At 67.0% G+C, this 21,074-nt stretch carries 17 protein-coding genes; 4 read left to right on the top strand and 13 right to left on the bottom strand.

Features of this window, described 5'->3' with window-relative positions:
* Positions 1–2: 2 nt before the first annotated feature.
* The 5 genes from HLH28_RS05420 to HLH28_RS05400 all read right to left on the bottom strand — a co-directional run bounded on the left by HLH28_RS05420 (position 3) and on the right by HLH28_RS05400 (position 8,050).
* The gene (locus tag HLH28_RS05420) at positions 3–1,316 is read right to left on the bottom strand and encodes a solute carrier family 23 protein (protein WP_182955609.1); all 1,314 of its coding nucleotides are present in this window, start codon (positions 1,314–1,316) and stop codon (positions 3–5) included.
* Positions 1,313–4,942: a molybdopterin cofactor-binding domain-containing protein gene (locus HLH28_RS05415; RefSeq protein WP_182955606.1), complete on the bottom strand. Its 3,630-nt coding sequence runs from the start codon at positions 4,940–4,942 to the stop codon at positions 1,313–1,315. Before HLH28_RS05415 ends, HLH28_RS05420 begins: the two co-directional genes overlap by 4 nt.
* An 8-nt stretch (positions 4,943–4,950) precedes the next feature.
* Positions 4,951–5,439 carry a (2Fe-2S)-binding protein gene (locus tag HLH28_RS05410; protein WP_182955602.1) on the bottom strand — a complete coding sequence of 163 codons (489 nt, stop codon included), beginning with the start codon at positions 5,437–5,439 and terminating at the stop codon, positions 4,951–4,953.
* Between the two features lie 24 nt (positions 5,440–5,463).
* Positions 5,464–6,591 (bottom strand): FAD-dependent monooxygenase, encoded by a 1,128-nt coding sequence (locus HLH28_RS05405; protein WP_182955599.1) that lies wholly within the window; start codon positions 6,589–6,591, stop codon positions 5,464–5,466.
* Positions 6,592–6,700: 109 nt separating this feature from the next.
* Positions 6,701–8,050: an MFS transporter gene (locus tag HLH28_RS05400; RefSeq protein ID WP_182955595.1), complete on the bottom strand. Its 1,350-nt coding sequence runs from the start codon at positions 8,048–8,050 to the stop codon at positions 6,701–6,703.
* Between the two features lie 218 nt (positions 8,051–8,268).
* Here HLH28_RS05400 and HLH28_RS05395 point away from each other — a divergent pair, with 218 nt between their 5' ends.
* Complete coding sequence (locus tag HLH28_RS05395) at positions 8,269–8,745, top strand: MarR family winged helix-turn-helix transcriptional regulator (protein ID WP_182955592.1); 477 nt, start codon at positions 8,269–8,271, stop codon at positions 8,743–8,745.
* A 159-nt stretch (positions 8,746–8,904) separates the two neighbouring features.
* Here the strand turns inward: HLH28_RS05395 and HLH28_RS05390 are convergent, their stop codons facing one another.
* The 3 genes from HLH28_RS05390 to HLH28_RS05380 all read right to left on the bottom strand — a co-directional run bounded on the left by HLH28_RS05390 (position 8,905) and on the right by HLH28_RS05380 (position 12,439).
* Complete coding sequence (locus tag HLH28_RS05390) at positions 8,905–9,999, bottom strand: branched-chain amino acid aminotransferase (protein ID WP_182955589.1); 1,095 nt, start codon at positions 9,997–9,999, stop codon at positions 8,905–8,907.
* Between the two features lie 165 nt (positions 10,000–10,164).
* A complete protein-coding gene (locus HLH28_RS05385; protein WP_182955586.1) occupies positions 10,165–10,989 on the bottom strand; it encodes a nitroreductase family protein in 825 nt (274 codons plus the stop codon).
* A gap of 7 nt (positions 10,990–10,996) precedes the next feature.
* On the bottom strand, positions 10,997–12,439 hold the full coding sequence (locus tag HLH28_RS05380; protein ID WP_338029661.1) for an NAD-dependent succinate-semialdehyde dehydrogenase: 1,443 nt from the start codon (positions 12,437–12,439) through the stop codon (positions 10,997–10,999).
* 172 nt (positions 12,440–12,611) lie between these two features.
* Here HLH28_RS05380 and acuR point away from each other — a divergent pair, with 172 nt between their 5' ends.
* The 3 genes from acuR (at position 12,612) to HLH28_RS05365 (ending at position 14,519) form a co-directional block, all read left to right on the top strand.
* A complete protein-coding gene (gene acuR, locus HLH28_RS05375) occupies positions 12,612–13,301 on the top strand; it encodes an acrylate utilization transcriptional regulator AcuR (RefSeq protein WP_182955580.1) in 690 nt (229 codons plus the stop codon).
* Between the two features lie 2 nt (positions 13,302–13,303).
* Positions 13,304–14,281, top strand: coding sequence for an acrylyl-CoA reductase (NADPH) (gene acuI, locus HLH28_RS05370; RefSeq protein WP_182955577.1), 978 nt, complete (start codon positions 13,304–13,306; stop codon positions 14,279–14,281).
* Positions 14,282–14,366: 85 nt separating this feature from the next.
* Complete coding sequence (locus HLH28_RS05365; protein ID WP_182955575.1) at positions 14,367–14,519, top strand: hypothetical protein; 153 nt, start codon at positions 14,367–14,369, stop codon at positions 14,517–14,519.
* Positions 14,520–14,636: 117 nt separating this feature from the next.
* Here the strand turns inward: HLH28_RS05365 and HLH28_RS05360 are convergent, their stop codons facing one another.
* The 5 genes from HLH28_RS05360 to HLH28_RS05340 form a co-directional block, all read right to left on the bottom strand.
* Positions 14,637–15,869 (bottom strand): acyltransferase family protein, encoded by a 1,233-nt coding sequence (locus tag HLH28_RS05360; protein WP_182955571.1) that lies wholly within the window; start codon positions 15,867–15,869, stop codon positions 14,637–14,639.
* Between the two features lie 94 nt (positions 15,870–15,963).
* A complete protein-coding gene (locus HLH28_RS05355; RefSeq protein ID WP_246395697.1) occupies positions 15,964–17,445 on the bottom strand; it encodes a hypothetical protein in 1,482 nt (493 codons plus the stop codon).
* Between the two features lie 58 nt (positions 17,446–17,503).
* Positions 17,504–18,703 carry a glycosyltransferase gene (locus HLH28_RS05350; protein ID WP_182955568.1) on the bottom strand — a complete coding sequence of 400 codons (1,200 nt, stop codon included), beginning with the start codon at positions 18,701–18,703 and terminating at the stop codon, positions 17,504–17,506.
* Between the two features lie 137 nt (positions 18,704–18,840).
* Positions 18,841–19,425, bottom strand: a complete 585-nt coding sequence (locus HLH28_RS05345; protein ID WP_246395696.1) for a polysaccharide biosynthesis/export family protein — start codon at positions 19,423–19,425, stop codon at positions 18,841–18,843.
* Between the two features lie 26 nt (positions 19,426–19,451).
* Complete coding sequence (locus tag HLH28_RS05340; protein WP_338029660.1) at positions 19,452–20,687, bottom strand: outer membrane beta-barrel protein; 1,236 nt, start codon at positions 20,685–20,687, stop codon at positions 19,452–19,454.
* Positions 20,688–21,074: the final 387 nt, after the last annotated feature.

The following is a 21,074-nucleotide window of genomic DNA, read 5'->3' as shown; positions in this document are numbered from 1 at the left end:
TGTTACTCCCTGCCGGAAGACAAGGCGGCGGCATCGCGCGCGCGGCCCCACCCCAGAAATTGGTACAGGCCGATCGCGGCCACGGTCGCGGTGGTGATTCCGCCCAGCGTGACGCCGCCCACGGACACGGTCAGGTTGCCCGCCCCCGCCACCAGGGTCACGCCAACGGTGAACAGATTGCGCGGATCGGTGAAATCGACGGCATGATCGACCCAGATCCGGACCATGGTCGCCGCGATCAGGCCGAATACGGCGATAGCCAGGCCACCCAGCACCGGGTCGGGGATCGCCCGCAGCACGGCCCCGAAGCGCGGCGAAAACCCCAGCAGAATGGCGAACAGCGCCGCAACGACGAAGATCAGCGTCGAATAGACGCGCGAGATCGCCATGACGCCGATATTCTCGACATAGGTCGTCACGCCGGTGCCCCCGCCGCCGCCCGCCAGCATCGTCGCCAGACCGTCACCCAGAAAGGTCCGCCCGGCCATGCGCGTGAACGACTGGCCGGTGATCGCGCCCAGCGCCTTCAGATGCCCCAGATTTTCCGCCACCAGCACGATCGCGACCGGGGCAATGGCCAGCATGGCGTGGGGCTGGAAGCGTGGCGTGCGCAGCGGGGGCAGGCCGAACCATGCGGCGGCACGCACCGGGGCGAAATCGACCGGCGACGCCAGGCCCAGCCCATTGGCCGCCAGCACATAGACCAGGCAGGACAACGCCATCGCGCACAAAATCGACAGGCGGCGCAGCAGCGGCGGCGCATAGACAGCGAACGCCGCGACGGCCAGCAGGGTGAACAGGCCCGTCACGGTCGCGACCGGCGATCCGCTGACCCCGTGGGCGGCCATGGGCGCCAGGTTGAGGCCGATCGCAGCCCCCACCGCCCCCGTCACCACCGGCGGCATCAGCCGTTCGATCCACCCGGTCCCGGTCGCACATACCAGCAGCCCCAGCAGCGCGTAGACCGCCCCCGCTGCGACAATGCCGCCTGCCGCCAGGGGAATATCCGGGTTCGGTCCGTGCCCGACATAACACGTCACCGACGCCACCAGGGCGATGAAGGAAAAGCTGGATCCCAGATAGCTGGGCACCCGTCCGCCCGTCACGACGAAGAACAGCAGGGTCCCCAGCCCCGAAAACAGGATCGCCACGTTCGGGTCGAATCCCATCAGCAACGGGCCGAGGATGGTCGATCCGGCCATCGCCAGCACATGCTGCAGGCCCATCATCACGGTCTGGCCCCATGCCAGGCGCTCGTCGGGCGCGACGACGCCCTGGCCGTCCACCCGACGCCAGGTCGGCAGCAGGCGGCTCATGGCAGCACCGGATGGGAGGCAGCGTGGGACGGGGCGGCGCGCAGCCGGGCCACCGTCGCCTCGACCCCGTCCCAGGCCGGGCGGCCGGGGGCGAAGGTCGCGCGGATATGGCGCACCAGATCGACGATCTGCCCGTCGGCCAGGCTGTCGCGGAAGGCGGGCATCGCCCCCACGCCCGGCGTGGCGGGATGCGCGATTCCGTCCAGGATCACATGGATCAGATTATCCGGCCGGTCGGCGGCGACATTGGTATTCAGCGCCAGCGACGGACGGGCGCCGAACATGTGCGCCGCCTGTCCCTCGTGGCAGGACGAACAACTGCCGCCATAGACCCGCGCGCCCTGCCCGGCCCAGGCCGCGTCGGCCTGCCGCACGGCAGCCGCGTCCTCGATGCGTTCGGCCAGATCCCCGGCAGCCAAATCCCCTGTCTCGCGCGTGTCGAACGAGGCGACATAGGTCGCGATCGCCCGCACATCGGCCTCGGGCATCCGGGCCATCTCGGCCACCACGGGCGCCATCGGCCCCGCCGCCGGTCCGTGCCGCTCGGAAAAGCCGGTGCGCAGATAGGTGAACAGATCGTCCGCCGTCCACGGCACCGGCGCGCGCGACAGCGCACTCAACGCCGGCGCATCCCAGCCCTCGGCCTCGCCGCCGCCCAGATAGGCCCGTTTCCACCGCTCCGCCCCCAGGGCGTTGCGCGGGGTGTGGCAGGCGCCGCAATGGCCCAGCCCCTCGGCCAGATAGGCGCCGCGATTCCATTCCGCCGAACGGGCGGGGTCGGGCGCGAACGGCCGGGGATCGTGATACAGCACGTTCCACCCCGCCATCATCGGCCGGATATTGTAGGGGAAGGCCAGCTTCGTTTCCGGCACCACGTTCCGCACCGGCTGCTGCGCCATCAGATAGGCGTACAGCGCCTCCATGTCCGGTTCGGTAATTTTGGCAAACGCGGTATAGGGAAAGGCCGGATACAGATGCCGGCCGTCGCGGCCGATTCCTTCGCGCATGGCGCGGGCGAAGGCGGGATAGGACCAGCGGCCGATGCCGGTCTCCTCGTCGGGCGTAATGTTGGTCGTGCGGATGATGCCGAACGGCGTGTCCAGTTCCAGCCCGCCGGCATTGGCGATCCCGCCGGGCGCGGTGTGGCACACGGCGCAATCGCCGGCCGCGGCCAGCGCGCGGCCCCGCGCGATGGTCGCGGCCGAAAACCGGCCCGGATCCGAACGGGCGATCGGCGCGATTTCCGGCCGCCACGGCGACGCCGTCACCGCCAGCCCGCCGAGGGTCGAACAGAGCGTCCCCAGCGCCGCCAATCCCGTCCAGAGGCGCTGGCGCGCCAATGCGGGCAGGGGCGCGGGCCGCGCGGCCAACGGTTGCGGCAGAGGCTCGGGTTCCGGTTCGGGCAGTGCGCCCAGCGCCGCATCCAGCCCGGCACGGATGCGGTCCGGCGTGAAGGGCAGTTCGCGAAAGCGCACCCCGGTCGCGTCATGCAGCGCATTGGCGATGGCGGCGGCGCTGGGAACCGATGCCGATTCCCCGACACCCAGCGGCGGCTGGTCCTGCCGGTCCAGCATCAGCACGTCGATGTCCGGCACCTCGGGGAAGGTAATCAGCGGATAGCCGCCCCATTCCCGGCTGGCGACGCCGCAGCCGTCGAACGACACTTCCTCGCGCAGGGCGCGGCTGGTGGACTGGATGACGTTGCCGTGGATCTGGTGTCGCACCCCGGCGGGGTTGACCATCATCCCGGAATCCTGGCCGACGACGACGCGCGCCACCGTGACCTGGCCGGTCCGGCGATCGACCTCGACATCCGCCACCCAGGCCGCCCAGGCCGCCGGCACCCCCGGAAAAGTGCCGTGGACATATTGGGCATAGGCCACCCCGCGCCCACGCAGCACCCGTTTGCCCGGATCGATCCGGCGCGGTGCGGTGCGCGGTACCCAGTCCGCCCGCCGCGCCACGGCGCGCAGCAATGCGGCGGCACGCCCGTCCTTCATGTAGCGCAGGCGATATTCCACCGGATCGACCCCGGCGGCGGCGGCCAGTTCGTCGACATAGCATTCATGGGCGAAGCTGTTGGGCATCGCCGACACGCCGCGAAACCACGACGCCCGCGCGATCGGCGGCATGTCATGCACCGTGACCCGCGCATTGTCGTACGCATAGGGCGGGATGCAGGTCCGGTCGCCCATCTGCACGACCGACGGCAGGGCGGCCGGGACGATGCCGGTCAGCACCAGCCCCAGCAGCGGGGACACGTTCGAGGGATAGCGCGTGGAAAAATCATACGCTGCCGGCGTGCCGTCGGGATTGACGCCGCCGCGCACCTGCATCAGCTGCGCGGCGCCCTTGGGTTCCCAGACATGTTCCTGTTCGCGGCTAAGCTGCACCCGCACGGGGCGCCCGACCGCACGCGACAGCAGCATCGCGTCGCCGCAGACATCGTCGGCGCAGTTGCGGCCATAGCAGCCGGCGGCCTCGTGCCGGACGATGGAAATCCTGTCCTCGGGCAAATCGGCCAGCAGGGCGATATCCGCGCGCAGCATGTGCGGATTCTGCGTCCCGGACCAGATCGTCAGCCCATCCGCCCGCCAGTCCGCCACCGCGCAGGACGGGCCGATCGAGGCGTGCATCTGGTACGGCCACAGATAGGTCCGGTCCATCCGGCCCGCCAGCCCGTCCAGCGCCGCGTCGACATCGCCCCGGTCCAGCAGGCGGCGCGGCGTCGCCGGGTTGGCCAGCAACGCGCCTTCCAGATCGGACAGGTCCGGCAGGTCGGGCACGTCCCAGACGACATGCAGCAGGCGCGCGGCCTCGGCGGCCTGTTCCTCGCGCTCAGCCACGACGCCGACGAAATCGCCGATGACGACCACGTCGACCATGCCCGGCAGATGCGCCACCGACGCGCGGTCCACCCGCCGCAGGCTGCATCCGACGAACGGCCCGTGATCGAACCCGCCATAGGGCGGACGGACCACCCGTCCGTGCAACATGCCCGCGACGCGCACATCGTGCACATAGACCGCGCGGCCGGTCACCTTGTCGGGGATGTCGACACGGGGCACCGTCCGTCCCACCACCCGATAGCGATCGGGCGACTTGACCGGGATGTCCTCGTCCAGCCGCATCCGCAGGGCCTGCCCGTCCAGCAGCATGCCGTAGGTCAGGGCGGCATTGTCGGGCAGCGGCAGGTCGCTGACGACCAGCCCGTCCCGCAGGTCCAGCTCCGCCGCCGGGCGGCCGGTCCGGTCGGCGGCCAGGTCCAGCAGCACGGCGCGCGCGTGGGCGGCGGCCTTGCGCAGAGGGATGGCGGACACCTGGATGGTCTCGCTGGCGATCGTCGCCCCCTGGTTCGGGGTCTCGCCGGTATGGCCCAGCACCATGGTGACGTCGCCGAACGGCACGTCGAGTTCCTCGGCCACGATCTGGGCCAGGGCGGTGCGGATGCCGGTGCCCAGGTCGACATGCCCGCAATATCCGGTCACGCCACCCGTCGCATGCACGACGACGAAGATCTCGTCTGGCAGGCTCTCGATGGACACTGCCCGCGCCACAAGGCCGCCCGGCGCCCGGGCGGGACGGACGATGGCAAGGAATCCGCCGGAATGGGCGATGTCGTCCATGGCCGCCCTCACCCGCCCGCCGCCACGCGGACCGGCAGGCCGCAGGCCCGGCGCGCCGCGTTCAGGATTTCCATATGCGTGCCGCAGCGGCACAGATTATACCGCAACGCGTCGCGGATCTCGGCCTCGGTCGGGGTCGGGTTGGCGTTCAGCAGCGCCCGCACGGTCATGACCATGCCGTTCAGGCAATAGCCGCACTGCGCCGCCTGCTCGGTAATGAAGGCGTCCTGCACCGGGTCGGGCACGCCGTCCACGACCAGACCTTCCAGCGTCGTGACCGGCCAGTGGCGGGCGACGTCGACCGGCACGCTGCACGATCGCGCGGCCCGCCCCGCGATCAGCACCGTGCAGGCCCCGCATTCCCCAAGGCCGCAGCCGTATTTGGGTCCGTTCAGCCCCAGGTCGTTGCGCAGCACGTACAATAATGGCGTGCCGGGATCGACATGCACGGCGTGCCGCGTCCCGTTGACCATGATCTCGACCGCGCCGTCCGCCATGCCTGCCCTCCCCGGCCCGCGCCGTCAGCCCCGCAGGTCGACGCCGTAGATGTCGTAGCCGTAGACCCAGAACGGATCCTCGTCGGCCCGCAGCCAGGTGTTCGCGTTGGAAACCTGCTGCACCCGCGACGCGCGCTCGATCCGGTGGGTGCGATAGGCCTCGAACGTGGCGCCCAGGTCCGCGGTGCCCAGTTCCGACAGGCAGCGGGTCAGCATCGCCGCGTCCTCGATCGCCATCGCGGCGCCCTGCGCCATGTGCGGCTTCATCGGGTGGCAGGCATCGCCCAGCAGGACGATGCGCCCCTTGTGCCACAGCGGCAGCGGATTGCGGGTGAAGAGCGGCCATTTCGTGATCGTGTCGGCCGCCTCGATATAGGCCTGCACCAGCGGGTGATAGCCCTTGAAGGACGCCTGCATCTCCTCGCGCGTGCTGGGCACCCAGGCCACGCCGCGCGGCCAGCTTTCAGCGGGCTCGCCGGTCACGAAGTAGAATTCGCTGCAGTTCCTGTCGAGGAAATACGCCATCATGTGACGGTCCGCGGACCACCATTTCACGCACGGCTCGACATCCAGGCCGGACAGCCTCGATGCCGGGATGATCGCCCGATGCCCGACCCAACCGGTGAACAGCGGGTCTTCCGGACCCAGCAGCTTTTCGCGCACCCGCGAATTCAGCCCGTCGGCGCCCACCACTATATCTACCGTGTCGACCGATCCGTCCTCGAACGACAGGACGACGCCGGCTGCCGTTTCCTCCAGATCCACCAGCTTCTTGCCGAAGCGGATCAGGGCGGGATCGACCGCGCCGATCATGATTTCATGCACGTCGCCCCGATGGATGGTGATGTAGGTCGCGGCATAGCGGTCGTGCTCGGCATTCAGCGGAATGCGCGACAGGTAGGCGCCGTCATCCCAGTTCCGGCTGAACCAGTAATCGGGATGGCACGAAACTTCCTCGATCTTCTGCTCCAGCCCCAGGCGCCGCATGGTCTTCATCACGTTCGGCCCGAACTGGATCCCGGCCCCGAGGCGCGAGAAGGACGGCGCCTGCTCGTACAGCGTGACGTCGAACCCCGCGCGCTGCAGCAGGCCGGCCGCCGCCGTCCCGCCAAGCCCTGCCCCGATGATCCCGATCCGCAACGCTTCAGCCATTGTTCCACATCCTGTTCACATTCGAGCCGCAGGGCCGATGCCCCGATTCATTTACAGTGTATACGCGATATTTCGGTCCGGCAAGAAATTTGGTGCCTCGGGCCTCGCGTCACGCCGTGGGGCGTTTCCCGCCGCGATCGACCACCGACCGGGGGATCAGGAACAGGCTCAGCGCCGCGCACGCCATCGCCAGGGCGAAGACATCCAGCGCCAGGTCGGGGCTGTGGGTGCGTTCGATGGTCCAGCCGATCAGGGCCGTCGCGAAAAATCCCGCCAGGTTGGCGAAGGAACATGCGATCGCAAGGCCCGCCGCGGCGGCCGGCCCCGTCAGGAAATTGGCGGGAATGCACCAGAAGGGCGGCAGGGCCCCCAGGATCGCCCCGTTGGCCAGCGCGATCAGCGTCACCGACAGGATCAGGCTGCCCTCCGCCAGCGTGCTGCAGGCCAGCAATGCGGCCCCCGTCACGATCGGCAGCACGATATGCAGCCGGCGCTCACCCGACCGGTCGGAATGCCATCCATTCAGGATCATGCAGCAGACCGCCACCAGGTGTGGAACAATCGTGATCCAGCCGATGGTCATCGGATTGCCGATTCCGTGCCCCTTCAGGAACGAGGGAAACCAGAACGCCACCGTATACAGGCCCAGAAGCACCGACCCGTCGATCAGGCCCAGGTGCCAGACCCGGATGTCGCGAAAGGCGGCCCACAACTGCGATGCCGCATGATCGTCGTGGGCGTCCTGCAACCGCCCGCGCAGAAAATGCCGCTCCGCCCCGCTCAGCCACTGCGAGCGCTCGATGCTGTCGGGCAGGAACAGCAGGGCCCACAGGCCCAGCAGGATGGGCGGCAGGGCCTCGATCGCGAACAGCCAGCGCCAGCCCGCGATCCCGCCCACGCCCGAGGCATGCGCCAGGATGAAGCCCGACAGCGGCGCCCCCAGCACGCTGGACAGCGGAATGCCGACCATGAACAGCGCCGTGACCCGCGCCCGCCGGTCCGGCGGGAACCACTGGCTGAGATAGAGCAGCGCGCCCGGCATGAACCCGGCCTCGGCAACGCCCAGCAACAGGCGCAGCACGTAGAAGGACATCGGCGTATGGACCAGGCACATGGCCCCGGACAGCAGGCCCCAGGTCAGCATGATGCGGGCCAGCCAGAATCGTGCGCCCACGCGTTGCAGCAGGATGTTGCTGGGCACCTCGCACAGCACGTAGCCGATGAAGAACAAGCCGGCGCCCAGGCCGTACGCAGCCTCGCCCAGGCCCAGGTCGGACGCCATCCGCAGCTTGGCGAAACCGACATTCACCCGGTCGACATAGGCCGCGAGGAAGCCGAGGCACAGGAAAGGCGCGATCCGCCAGGCAACCCGACGATACAGCGCGGCGACAGGGTCGCCCGCCACGCCGCCGCGCGCGAGGCCGCCATCAAGATCGAGGGAGAGATCGGAACCCGTCATTACGCGCACCCGGCCGTTCGAGATCGTTCGGATATAGCGTATGCATTATGTGTCGGGCCGACCAGACATTTCGATCCAAAATCGTTCCGCATGGGGAACCGCGATCGCGAAACAGATTACACGTTACCCGGTATCGGCTTTTTGCATGACAGGACCAAGTCACGTATGGTCCTTGTCCGACAGGCCCCCGCGACAGGGCCAGAACGGAAAGAGACAGCATGACGGCGGCGACCAGGAACACGAATTCAGGCAAGCCGCGCAAACCCGTGCCCCCCGCCCCCTACGACCTGTCCGCCCAGATCGGTCATCTGCTGCGCCGCGCCTACCAGCGGCATACCGCGATCTTCCAGGAAACGATTCCCGACGACAGGCTGACCGCCGTGCAGTTCGCGGTCCTGGTGGCCATCCGTGACGAACAGCCCGCCCCGCTGATCCATATCGGCCGCACGACCGCCATCGACCACGCGACGCTGCGCGGCATCGTGGCGCGCCTGAAGGAACGGCATCTGGTGGACATCCATAACGACACCGCGGACCGGCGGCAGCGCATCGTGTCCCTGACCCCGCAGGGCGAGGAACTGGTTCGCACCCATGTGCCCGAGGCCTTGCATATCAGCGAGCTGACCCTGGCCCCGCTGAACGAATGCGAACGGATCGCGGCGGTGCATATCCTGCGCAAACTCGCCGGGATTTGAGTTCCTCTACGGCGACAGGCCTCAGGGCGCCGCCCTGAAACCCGCCAAAGGGCGTCGCCCTTCGGAAAAACCCGGCATTTATCCGCGATCGGGTCCAGGACCTCGAAGGCAGGTGGATTCGGGCACTGCCCGCCCCGCGGCCGCGGCCGGCGGTGCGGGTCAGTCGACCCGCTGCACCCAGCCGTGCGGGTCGGGAAGCTGGCCGCGCTGGATGCCGATCAGGGCGGAGCGCAGGCTTTCCGTCACCGGGTCGGCGCCATTGCCGCTGCCGATCACGATTTCACCCCTCTGGCCGCGCAGGCGGCCGACCGGCGTCACGACCGCCGCCGTCCCGCAGGCGAAGACTTCCTTCAGCCGGCCGCTGGCGGCGTCGGCATAGCACTGATCGATGCTGTACGGTTCCTCGCGCACCGCAAGGCCGCGGTCACGCGCCAGCGTCAGGATCGCGTCGCGGGTGATGCCAGGCAGGATGGTCCCGCCCAGGGGCGGCGTCACCAGCGAGCCGTCGTCCATCACGAAGAAGATGTTCATGCCGCCCATCTCCTCCACCCAGCGATGTTCGACGGCGTCCAGGAACACCACCTGGTCGCAGCCCTGGGCCTTGGCCTCGCGCTGCGCCAGCAGGCTGGCGGCGTAGTTGCCGCCGCACTTGGCCGCCCCGGTGCCGCCAGGCGCCGCGCGGGTATAATCCTCGGACACCCAGACGGACACCGCGCCGCCGCTGAAATAGGACCCGACCGGCGAGGCGATGACGATGAACAGATATTCCGACGACGGCTTCACGCCCAGGAACGCCTCGTTCGCGATCATGAACGGACGCAGGTACAGGCTGGCGTTCGCGCCTTCGGGGATCCAGTCGCGGTCGACGCGCACAAGCTGGCGCACCGCCTCCAGGAACAGGGCGTCGGGGATGGGGGCCATCGCCATGCGTTCGGCCGACTGGTGGAAACGGCGGGCGTTGGCATCGGGGCGGAACATGACCACGCCACCATCGGCGGCACGGTAGGCCTTCATCCCCTCGAAGATTTCCTGCGCATAATGCAGGACGGCAGCGGCGGGATCGAGCGGGATCGGCGCCCGGGCCTTGATGGTCGGGTTATGCCAGCCCTGGCCTTCCTTGTATCGGACGACCGCCATGTGATCGGTGAAGACCCGGCCGAATCCCGGATCGGCCAGCAGGGCCGCACGCTGCGCGGCCGGAACCGGCGCGGGATGCGGAGAAAGCGTGAAATGAAAATTATCGGCGCTATCCATGATCTTGCTCTTTCACCACCACATCGGCGCGATCCTCTGCGCGCCGGCCCCTGACAGGCATGCGCGGCCCCATCGGACGGGCCGCGTCGATCGGCCAGAGTCCCCAGATCGCGCCACACGTCAAGCCCGCCCGCCCGCGGGACAGGGCGGCCCTGACAAGCGGCGTCAGCGCAGCGGAAAGCCCAGCGCCGCCAGCGCATCGCGCAGCCGGTCGCGGCCGCTGAGCGATTCCGGCCCGGCCACCCGGCGGACCACGGCGTCGGACCAGGCACGCGGCGCCAGCCCCTGTTCGCGCTGGAACGCGGCGTCGCTTTGGTCATAGGCCGCGATGCCCGCGGCCTCGTCCACCATGCCGTAGCGTTCGCGATGCAGGACCACCGATTGCGGCAGGCGCGGCTTGATGGCGGCCGGCCGGTCGGAATCGGGATGGCCGACGCACATGCCGAACACGGCCATGGACCGCTGCGGCAGTTCCAGTTCCCGGGCCACCTGTTCGGGATGGTTGCGCAGGCCGCCGATATAGACGATCCCCAGCCCCTGCGATTCGAAGGTCGCGGCCGCGTTCTGCGCCGCCAGGGCCGCGTCCACGACCCCCACGACGAACGTTTCCAGATAATCCAGCCCGTCGGTGGCATGGGCGTGGGCCACCCCCAGCCGCGACAGGCGCGACAGATCCACCAGCCAGGCCAGGAACAGGGGCGCCTGCGTGATATGCGCCTGGCCGCCGGCCAGCGCCGCCAGACGGGCACGCCGGGCCGGATCCTCGACCGCCACCACGCTCCAGGCCTGGAGGTTGGAGGAGGTCGAGGCCGATTGCGCGGCCGCCACCGCGGCCTCCAGCGCGCCGTCGGGCAGCGGGTCGGGACGATAGGCGCGGACCGAGCGATGCGACAGCAGCTGGCGCAGGACGTCGTCCCCGGACCGTCCGCCGGCCGGCGGGTCGGTCCGGTAACGCGCCCGCCACAGGTCGGCGATCACATCATCGGCCATGCCGGGCTCATGCATATTCGCGCATCGTGAAGAAACGCGTGTCCAGATAGGCTTCCAGCGCCTCGCTGCCGCCTTCCGACCCGTATCCGGAATCGCCGATTCCGCCGAACGGGACCTCCGGGAAGGCCAGGCCCAGATGGTTGACCGTCAGCATGCCGGTCCGCACCTCGTCGCGCAGACGCGCCGCCGTGCGGCCCGACCCGGTGAAGGCATAGGCGGCCAGCCCGTACGGCAGCCGGTTCGCCTCGGTCACCACGTCGTCCAGCGTGTCGAACGGGCACATCAGCGCCACCGGGCCGAACGGCTCCTCGTTCATGATCCGCATCCCGTCCGTCATGCCGGAGAGGACGGTCGGCGCGAAGAAATAGCCCGAATTGCCGACGCGATGGCCGCCAGTGACGATTTCCGCTCCCTTGGTCGTGGCGTCGGCGATCAGCGATTCCATGGCGTCGATGCGCCGGACATTGGCCATGGGCCCCATGGTTGTGCCGGGTTCCAGACCATCACCGACCTTGTGGGCGGCGGCCAGCGTCGCAAACCGTTCGACGAAACGGCCGAAGACCGGGCGTTCGACCAGAAAACGTGTCGGCGAGACGCAGACCTGCCCGGCATTGCGGAATTTGGCCGCCGCCAGCGTGGTCGCCGCCTGGTCGACATCGGCATCGGCGCAGACAATCGCCGGCCCGTGGCCGCCCAGTTCCATGGTCGCACGCTTCATGTGCGATCCCGCCAGCGCCGCCAGCATCTTGCCCACGGCGGTCGACCCGGTGAACGTCACCTTGCGGATGGCGGGATGGGCGATCAGCGTTTCGGAAATCTCGGACGGCGTGCCGTAGACCAGACCGATCACCCCCGGGGGGACGCCCGCGTCGGCGAAAGCGCGGATCAGTTCGGCCGGCGAGGCCGGCGTTTCCTCGGCCGCCTTGACGATGATGGAGCAGCCGGTCGCCAGGGCCGCGCCGACCTTGCGCACCACCTGGTTGACCGGGAAATTCCACGGCGAGAACGCGGCGACTGGGCCGACCGGCGTGCGGATCACCGCCTGGGTCACGCCCGTGGTGCGCGACGGGATCAGGCGGCCATAGGCGCGGCGGCCTTCCTCGGCCAGCCAGTCGATGGTGTCCGCGGCAGCCAGCAGTTCGACCCGCGCCTCGGCCAGCGGCTTGCCCTGCTCCATGGTCATGATCGGGGCGATGGCGTCGACGCGGGCGCGCAGCAGGTTCGCGGCCTCGCGCATGATCTTGTAGCGGTCGAACACCGACATGCGGCCCCAGACCGCAAAACCGCGCTCGGCCGCCGCCGCCGCCGCCGCCAGTTCCGGCTGGCCCGCATGGGCGACACGCCCGATCACCTGTTCGGTCGCGGGGTTCACCACGTCGATGAAGCGGTTGTCCCCCGACGCTGTCCACTGTCCGTCGATGAACAGCAGGGTATCCGGATAGTGGGGCACGACAGGCTCTCCATAACTGCGAGTGAGAAGGCAGGCTACCGGCATCGCGGGCCGGGGCGAAACCCTGCCCGAACGGCCCGCCCGGGTCAAAGCCTGAACGCGACAGCTGAACGCGGCCTGGCTCACGCGAATGGTACTGGTTTTTAAAAGACGATCGGTCTAATAAATCGGCATGTCTGCCGCTCCTGCCCGCCTTGTCGCACCACAGCCTCCGCGCCGGCGCGGGCGTCCGCCGCGCGCGCCGGGCGACGGCGATGACGTGCGTGGCCTGCTGATCCGTACGGGCATCGCACTGCTGACCGAAAAGGGATACGTGGCCACCGGCCTGGACGAGATCCTGCGGATCGCCGGCGTGCCCAAGGGATCATTCTACCATTATTTCGACAGCAAGGAATCGTTCGGCCTGCGGCTGATCGACGGATATGCCGCCTATTTCGACCGGCGGCTGGAGCGGTTCCTGAACGACGACGCCCGCGCGCCGCTGGACCGGCTGCGGGCGATGATCGACGATGCCTGCGCCGGCATGGCCCGGCATGCCTATCGGCGGGGCTGCCTGGTGGGCAATCTGGGCCAGGAAATGGGCGCGTTGCCGGAATCGTTCCGCCAGCGCCTGCAGGATGTCCTGCTGGGCTGGCAGGATCGCACGGCGCGCTGCCTGCGCGTGGCCCGCGACGCGGGGGACATCGCCCCCGGATCGTCCTGCGCGGATCTGGCCGCCTTCTTCTGGATCGGATGGGAAGGCGCGGTGCTGCGCGCGAAGCTGGAACGCGGGCCCATGCCGCTGCGTCTGTTCGAGAAGGTTTTCCTTGCCGGCCTGCGTGCCCCGGACGCCAGGCCGCACCACCACGCACCAGGAGAATGACCATGTTCAGGGCGATCTTGATCGAGAAGGACGCCGACGGCTATCACGCGGCGCTACGGTCGCTCGAACCCGCGCGCCTGCCGGACTGCGACGTCAGGGTGCGTGTCGAATATTCCTCGCTCAACTACAAGGACGCGCTGGCGATCACCGGCCGTGGACCGGTCGTCCGCAGTTTCCCGATGGTGCCGGGCATCGACCTGGCGGGGATCGTCACAGAATCCGGCCATCCGGACTATCGCGCCGGCGACCGCGTGGTGCTGAACGGCTGGGGCGTGGGCGAAAGCCATTGGGGCGGCCTGGCCCAACAGGCCGCGGTGCGGGGCGACTGGCTGGTGCCGCTTCCCGATGCCTTCACCACGCGTCAGGCCATGGCCATCGGAACCGCCGGCTATACGGCCATGTTGTGCATCATGGCGCTGGAACGCCACGGCATCAGCCCCGCATCGGGGGACATCGTCGTCACCGGGGCATCCGGCGGCGTCGGCAGCGTGGCGGTATCGCTGCTCTCGCGCCTGGGCTACCGCGTCGTGGCGGTCACCGGCCGGCCGGAGGAAGAGGACTACCTGCGGTCCCTGGGCGCCGCCGAGATCGTGGGACGCGACAGCCTGTCGCATCCCGGCCGCCCCCTGGAACGGGCGCGCTGGGCCGGGGCGGTGGATGTCGCGGGCGGTCAGATCCTGGCCAGCGTCTGCGCGGCGATGCAGTATCGGGGTGTCGTCACCGCCTGCGGCCTGGCAGGCGGCATGGCATTTCCCGCCACCGTCGCCCCGTTCATCCTGCGCGGCGTGACCCTTGTGGGCGTGGACAGCGTGATGTGCCCGCGCGCCGAACGGGTGGAGGCGTGGCGCCGCCTGGCCCAGGACCTGAACCCCACGGAACTGGAAACGATGACGCAGGAGATCGCCCTGTCGGACGTCATCCCCGCCGCCCGTGATCTCCTGGAAGGCCGGATCCGCGGACGGATCGTGGTCGCCCTCTGAGCGGCGCCGTCCGGTACCATCGGCCGACGCGCGCTCTTCCCGAATTAACAGTGTTCAATATCTTCTTGATTGATATAAAACGGAAATGGCAAAATCCGGCAAGCAGCACATCGCAGCACCCATCCGTTCTCCGACGACCGAAACGGACGGCCTGCGCCCGGCACGGGGACTGGTCCGCGCCGTCATGATCGGTGTGGGCCTGTGGATCCTCATCATCCTGGGCTTCGTGATATTCTGAATATTCCGGGATTCTACCGGACAAATGCTCGACCGGCCCGCCGCGCTCCAGACGCCTGGGACGTGGAGCGGCCATCCGGGCCGGGGACACCGCGCGCCCGGATGGCAGGGGTGGACTTCATTTCGCCGGCTGCGGGACCGCGTGCCCTGGCATGTGCAGGCGCGAACGGGTCAGCCGGCGGCCCAGCGCAATCGCCGGTTCCTCGATCCATCTGAAACACAGCGCCGCGACCGCCAAGCTCAGGATGATCGACAGGCCCAGAATGGCAGGTATCGGCAGACGTCCGTGCAGCAGATGGACCATGGCCATCAGCACGGGCATATGCGCCAGGTACAGGCTGTACGATATGGTTCCCAGCCACTGAAAGGGCCGCAGGACCAGAATGCGCGCGCCATGATGGCTGTGAATGGCCAGCATGATCACGGCCACCGATCCCCCCCCGACCGTGACCAGCCAGGCGAGTTTCTTGACCATGCCGACCGTCGTTTCCGGTCCGATGCTGGGAATGCCCAGCAGCACCACCACCAGCCACATCCCGCATTGCCGCACGGCGATCAGCAGCATGACCAGCGGCCCGACCGCGGCATACCGCCGCACGACAGGAATGGCCTGGTAGGCGTTCCACAGCCTCTCGCGCTCCTCATGCAGGATGATGCCCAGGGCGAACAGGGGCATGTATTCCAGGGTAAAGAGCAGGCTGCCCCCGAAGGACAGCGGGACGCTCTCGCCCATGATGGACATCGTGGCGCTGGACAGCAGATAGACGATCGCGACGGCTGCGACGCCCATCGCCCGATAACGGGTCAGAAGCATGTAAAGGAACGGAAAAATCAGCGAAATCCGCATTTCGATGACCAGGGACCACATGGGCGGATCGAGACTCTGCAGGCGTGGGGTTCCGATCATCGCCAGGTGGCCCAGCAGAATGCCGATCGACGGACTGTCCGACCACTGCCCGCCGGAGAACCAGGCGCTGGCTTCGGGCACGGCGCCCGGCCTGACCATCCCCCAGGCCAGGGCGGACAAAAGGATGATCGCGACGAACGGAACATAGATGCGGCAGATGCGCCGGATGACGAAACGTCCGTACCCGCCGGACCGCTGACCCGACTGCGAAATCGACAGGACATACCCGCTGAGTACGAAAAACAGGCCGACACAGCCCGGCCCGGCGACCAGCAGATGCAACGGCGTATAATGCAGCAGGAACCCGGGACGAAACACGCGCCAGATCGACGCGGGCTCCGTCATGTCGTGCCATGGCTCCGGCATGGTCAGCCAACTGTGGTAAAGAAGGACGATGAAGGCCGCCATGCCGCGCACGGCATCGAGCTCTATATTGCGTCTCAAATCAGCCTCCACTCCTAAATATTTCTTTTAAATGTCTTTGAATATTATTTTATATGAAATATATTATTCGTTATTGCATCGTCCCAACGCCGCTTCAAGTGCAAACGACCAACGCACCCGGATCCCCTTCCCTTTCCGCCAGTTCCGCATGGGCCGGCATTGTCGCTCCGGTGACGGGAACCCGCTGTCCGCGCACGCCGCCGTTCGCACGGACCCATACCCGGATACGGGCGGTCGCGGCGATCACAAGCCCCATCATCAGGTAGAAATCCGGCGCCCCGATCGTGGGGCCGGCCATGCAGGCGGCGATCAGCCGTCCGGCCAGCGCCGCCAGGCCGCCATCGATGACCAGGCTCTCGGGACAGGCGGGGACCAGGCGTCGCGCGGTCATGGACTCCCGCACGAGGCGCCAGTCGAAGATCAGCAGTCCGACCATGCCGACGATACCGATCGATGACAGCAGGCCCGGGATCAGGCTGGACGCACGGACACTGCCCCATCCCGCGCCCAGTCCGTAGGTCTGCGGCACCACGGACAGCGCATCGGTGTCGGCCATCGACCGTTCCTGATAGGATTGGGAATCACGCTTGGTTTCGGTCGATTCGACAACGAACTGGGCGGCGGGCACGACATGCGGGGCCACGGTCACAAGGACCAGCAGCCCGCACCCCGCGATCGCGGCGCCGATGACGGCAAGACGCACGACACGTCCCGCCAGCCGGATGGATCCGGTGGCCAGGGCCGCCGCGGGAAGCAGCAGCAATCCCACCGCCATCGTGGCGAAACCCGTGGTCGACGTCGTGCACAGAAGGGCGATCGATGCGAACGGGATCAGCAGGCGCGCCATCGGCAGCCGATATCCCTGCAGTACGACCCAGAGGATCGAGTACAATATCCCTGCCAGATAGGTCGCGCAGGCCGAGGGTTCGGTGAATGATCCGTTGATGCGGGGAACCGGGCCGGCCATCTGCCCATTCAGGATGCTCCATCCCGGGTTGGAATACAGGAGCGTCTCCGGAAACGGTACGCCGGCCAGGCGATGCGCCAGTTGCCAGAAGCAGATCGCGCAGACCACCCAACCGCTGAAAAGATAAGCGCGATACAGCCGGTCGATGCGGATATCCCCCCGGGTCAGGAATCCTGCCGCCAACACCATCAGCGTGACATTGATCAGCAGATACATATCCTGGGACACGTTGCCGAAACTGGGCGCCAGCAGGACCTGATGGCCGGTACCGTCGCCTTTCTGCGGCCAGACGAGGACGCTGTTCATGAACAGCCGGGGCATCACGATAGATCCCATGACCGTCCAGACGGTGGTCAGCACGAACGGCAGGCAGAGCCACCATGCGATCCGGTCACCGGGATAGCGCACCCCCAGCATGCGCTGCAGCAGCGCATAGGAAATGAAGGCCATTCCCGGCACCAGGGGCGGCTGCACCCCCATGCCGCCCAGGATCAGCGCCGCGGCCGCCGGAAAGGCACCGGCCACCATCAGGATCTCCAGCAGCCTGTCCGGCCGCATCCACAATGCGAGGCAAAGCGGGAAAAGGAGCAAGCCGGCGAAAGGAACCATGGCGGCGGCCTCCGATCATGAAAAAGGCCCCATGAAGAGGGACTGGGTTACACCATGGTCAATCGGTGTTGCGGCTCGCCGTTTGCGCCGGGATGGATCGGGTGTCATCCGACAAGACCCGCTCCACCACCTCGCGCATCGAATCGCGGAATGCCTCTTCGGAAAAGCGCAGGGCATTCGCCCGGCATATTTCCGGTGTCATCAGGGGGGCCAGCACCGCGAACCGTTCCACCGCATCGACAATGGCGTCCGACGTCTGGCGATCGAACAGCAGGCCCGTCGGGCCGCCGGCGTCCTCCACGCCGCGCACGATATCCAGCGCCCCCCCACGCCCGAACGCGATCAGGGGCGTGCCGCACGCCTGGGCTTCCACCATCGCGATGCCGAAATCCTCTTCCGCCGCGAAGACGAACGCGCGCGCGCCCTGCATCAGCTCCAGCAATTCGTCATGCGGCACCTTGCCGCGCATCGTGATGTTCGGCGCACCCGCCGCCAGGGCTGCGATGCGGTCCCGCTCCGGACCGTCCCCCACCACGATCAGCGTGCGATGCGGCATCCGCACGAAGGCCTCGACCACCAGGTCGACACGCTTGTACGGTACAAGACGGGATACCACGACAAAGGCGTCGCGCTGGCGCTGCGCCACCTGGAAGCGTGAAATGTCGACCGGGGGATAGACGACGGCCGCCTCGCGCCGGTACACCTTGCGGATCCGGCGACGAATGTAGTGGGAATTGGCAACGAACATGTCGACGCCGCTGGCCGATCGCACGTCCCAGTTCCTGAGCCGATGCAGCAGCCAGCGCGCGAACAGGCCCTTCAGCCCGCGCTCCATTCCCCCCTGCCGCAGATAGGCGGCCTGCATGTCCCAGGCATAGCGCATGGGCGAGTGCACGTAGCTGACATGGATCTGGTCGGGACCGGTAATGACCCCCTTGGCCACGGCATGGTTACTGGAAATGATCAGGTCGAATCCCGAAAGGTCGAGTTGTTCCACCGCGATGGGCATCAGGCCGAGATAATTCCGGAACAGCTTCCGCGCGAAGGGCAGCCGCTGGATGAAGCTGGTCGTGACCTTGCGCCCGCCAAGCATCCCCCGCTCGGACGCCGGCATGAAATCGACGATAGCGAACAGTTCCGCCTGCGGAAAGATAAGCAGAAGCTGCTCGACCACCCGCTCGGACCCGGCAAAATGCTCCAGCCATTCATGGACGATCGCGACCTTCACGACAGGCGCGACGTTTGGATCAGGCTGCATGACCGTCACGATACACCCCCATGTCACGACCGATCATGTGGCTTTCCGGCACCTGCCGCTGCACCATGCAGATCGCACACATGATGGGTCACATGCCCAAACCGCAAAAATACCGTCATGCCGCTCCGGGACGACGGTCAGAAATGGCGTTCATAGATCTTGATGACGTCGCCGGGCTTCACATAATCCTGCGGCGCCATGCGTCCCACCACCGTATGATCACCTTCCTGACGCACGACATAGGCCCTTTGTTCCAGGGCCCGATAAGTAAATCCGCCCGCAGCGGCGACCGCGGTCAGCATCGTCATGAAAGGCTGATAGGGATACTGGCCGGGACGCGCCACCTCGCCCAGCAGGGACACCAGCCTGTAGGACGTGACCTCGACCGAGACATGGGGCTCGCGCACCATGCGCGCCTTCTCCAGCGCGGTCGTGATCTCGGCCGCGAACTGGGCCGTCGTCAGCCCTTCGGCCTGCAGCGCACCGGTCAGGGGAAAGGCGATCTTCCCGTTGCTGTCGACCCGGAAGTCCGATGTCAGCTGGTCCTGCCCATAGGTGATGACCCTGATCTCGTCATCGACGCCCAGCTTGTACTGGTTCGGATCGTAGGCCGGCAGGGGCTGAAGATCGGATCCAGCCGAGCACCCGGCCAGGATCGCGGCCATGCCGAGAAGGACGGTCTGGCCGGCGAACCGATGGCGCATGAAGCAGGTCATCAGCATTCTTCGTGTGCTCCCGTTTATGAGGGCTAGAGCGAGAAGCGCAGGCCGAGCATGACGGTATGGTCGGGGAAACTCCCCGCCCCCACCGTATGCTGGCTGGAAAAGTTGTAATTGAACGTCCAGCTGATATGACGGTTCATCAGCCAGTTTGCCCCGACCCCGACGCTGTAGAGCGCCTGGTTCGCGCCGACCTGGGTCAGGACGGTATTGTTCAGGGCCTCCGGCGTCCGGGGATAATCCGCCTTCTGAAGGGCGGCATGGGCCATCAGCACGATATTACGGCTATAGGCGTGGCGCACCCCGATGTCGGCCGACGTATAGCTGAAACCCACGACATTTTCGAAGGCGCTGTCCTCGATTCCATGGCGCACCGTCAGCGTCGCCATCGTCAGTCGCGTCGGGCTCCACCCCAGTTCGGCCTCCGCCATCGGGGACGAGATATGGCCGAACACGGACGAACGGTACTGCCTGGTCTGATATCCGACCAGCGCCCGGAAACGAAGCGGTCCGGACAGGCCGAAATCCATGCCCACCATTCCCGACGCACCGTTCGAATCGCGGGTGGGAAGTCCCATGTTGCCGCTCATGTACCGGATCTCGGTTCCCTGCAGCATAACCAGGATCTGCCGGCCCTGTGCCAGTTCGTACCGTCCCGTAATGCCCTCGGTAATCACCGCGCGGTTACGGTAGCTCTGGTCGATCTGCATCGGCGACGGATCGATCCGCCCGAAATGAAAGCGGCTGAGCTGGGCTTCGGGAATGAAGCTGAAACGGCCATGGGTCGTGGCCGTGTAGCTTATCCGGGCAGTATCATACTGGTACGGCACGGGTTGACTCAGGCCCAGGGCACCAAGATCCACGGGCGTCTGGACAAGCGACAGATGCGTGTACGCCACACCCAGCTGGTCATGGCCGAAATCGTGCGTTCCACCTGCGGCGACCGTCCAGTTGGTGCGGTTCTGGATCGGTTGGGAGATAAATCGAAAATCGTCGACGCTCATGTCGGCGTGAACCTGATCGCGCTGCCACCGGGCCACGGCCGACGCCCTGCCACTGGAGGTAACGACGGCACTGCCGCGGCCGTTCGCCAGGCGATCGGCATTGTTGTCATACCCGACGCTTTCGGTGCCGGAAGCATCGAGCTGGACAGGCCCGTAGCGCAGCCCCTGCGGCGCATAATGTTCCAGCGTCCGCACCTGCTCCGGCTCGGTCGTCAGGTCGCCGAATCCCGTTCCCAAGGGTGGAAAATATGCGTCGATCACCTGTGCGGATGCGATATCCGGCAGGAACAAAGGGACAACGACGATCAGACCCAGACTGACAGGTAAGGTTGTTCGCACCGGAAGCCTTGCAATGTGACGGTTTTTGGCAGAGGTCGATGTGCCTCGACGATTTCCAGAATTATGTTTTTTATTAGAAACGCAGTATCTATCTAGAGAAAACGCATCCCTCTTAGCCAGCTTTATTTGCAATGCCACCGCCTCCCGATACCATCACATTATCGTGTTTCTTCATTCGGCCAGGTTCTTTATTTTATTACGAGTTACCGTGAAACTTTGGCGTATATCCCGCGTATAGCGCACTCTGATCACGCGACATATATTGACACGACGCGGAATATTAAAAAATCATATTTATTTACGAATTTT

It is taken from the genome of Gluconacetobacter tumulisoli (assembly GCF_014174155.1).
GTDB lineage: Bacteria > Pseudomonadota > Alphaproteobacteria > Acetobacterales > Acetobacteraceae > Gluconacetobacter > Gluconacetobacter tumulisoli.
Note: the sequence above shows the minus strand (reverse complement) of the source record. Positions and strands in the feature narration are given on the sequence as shown.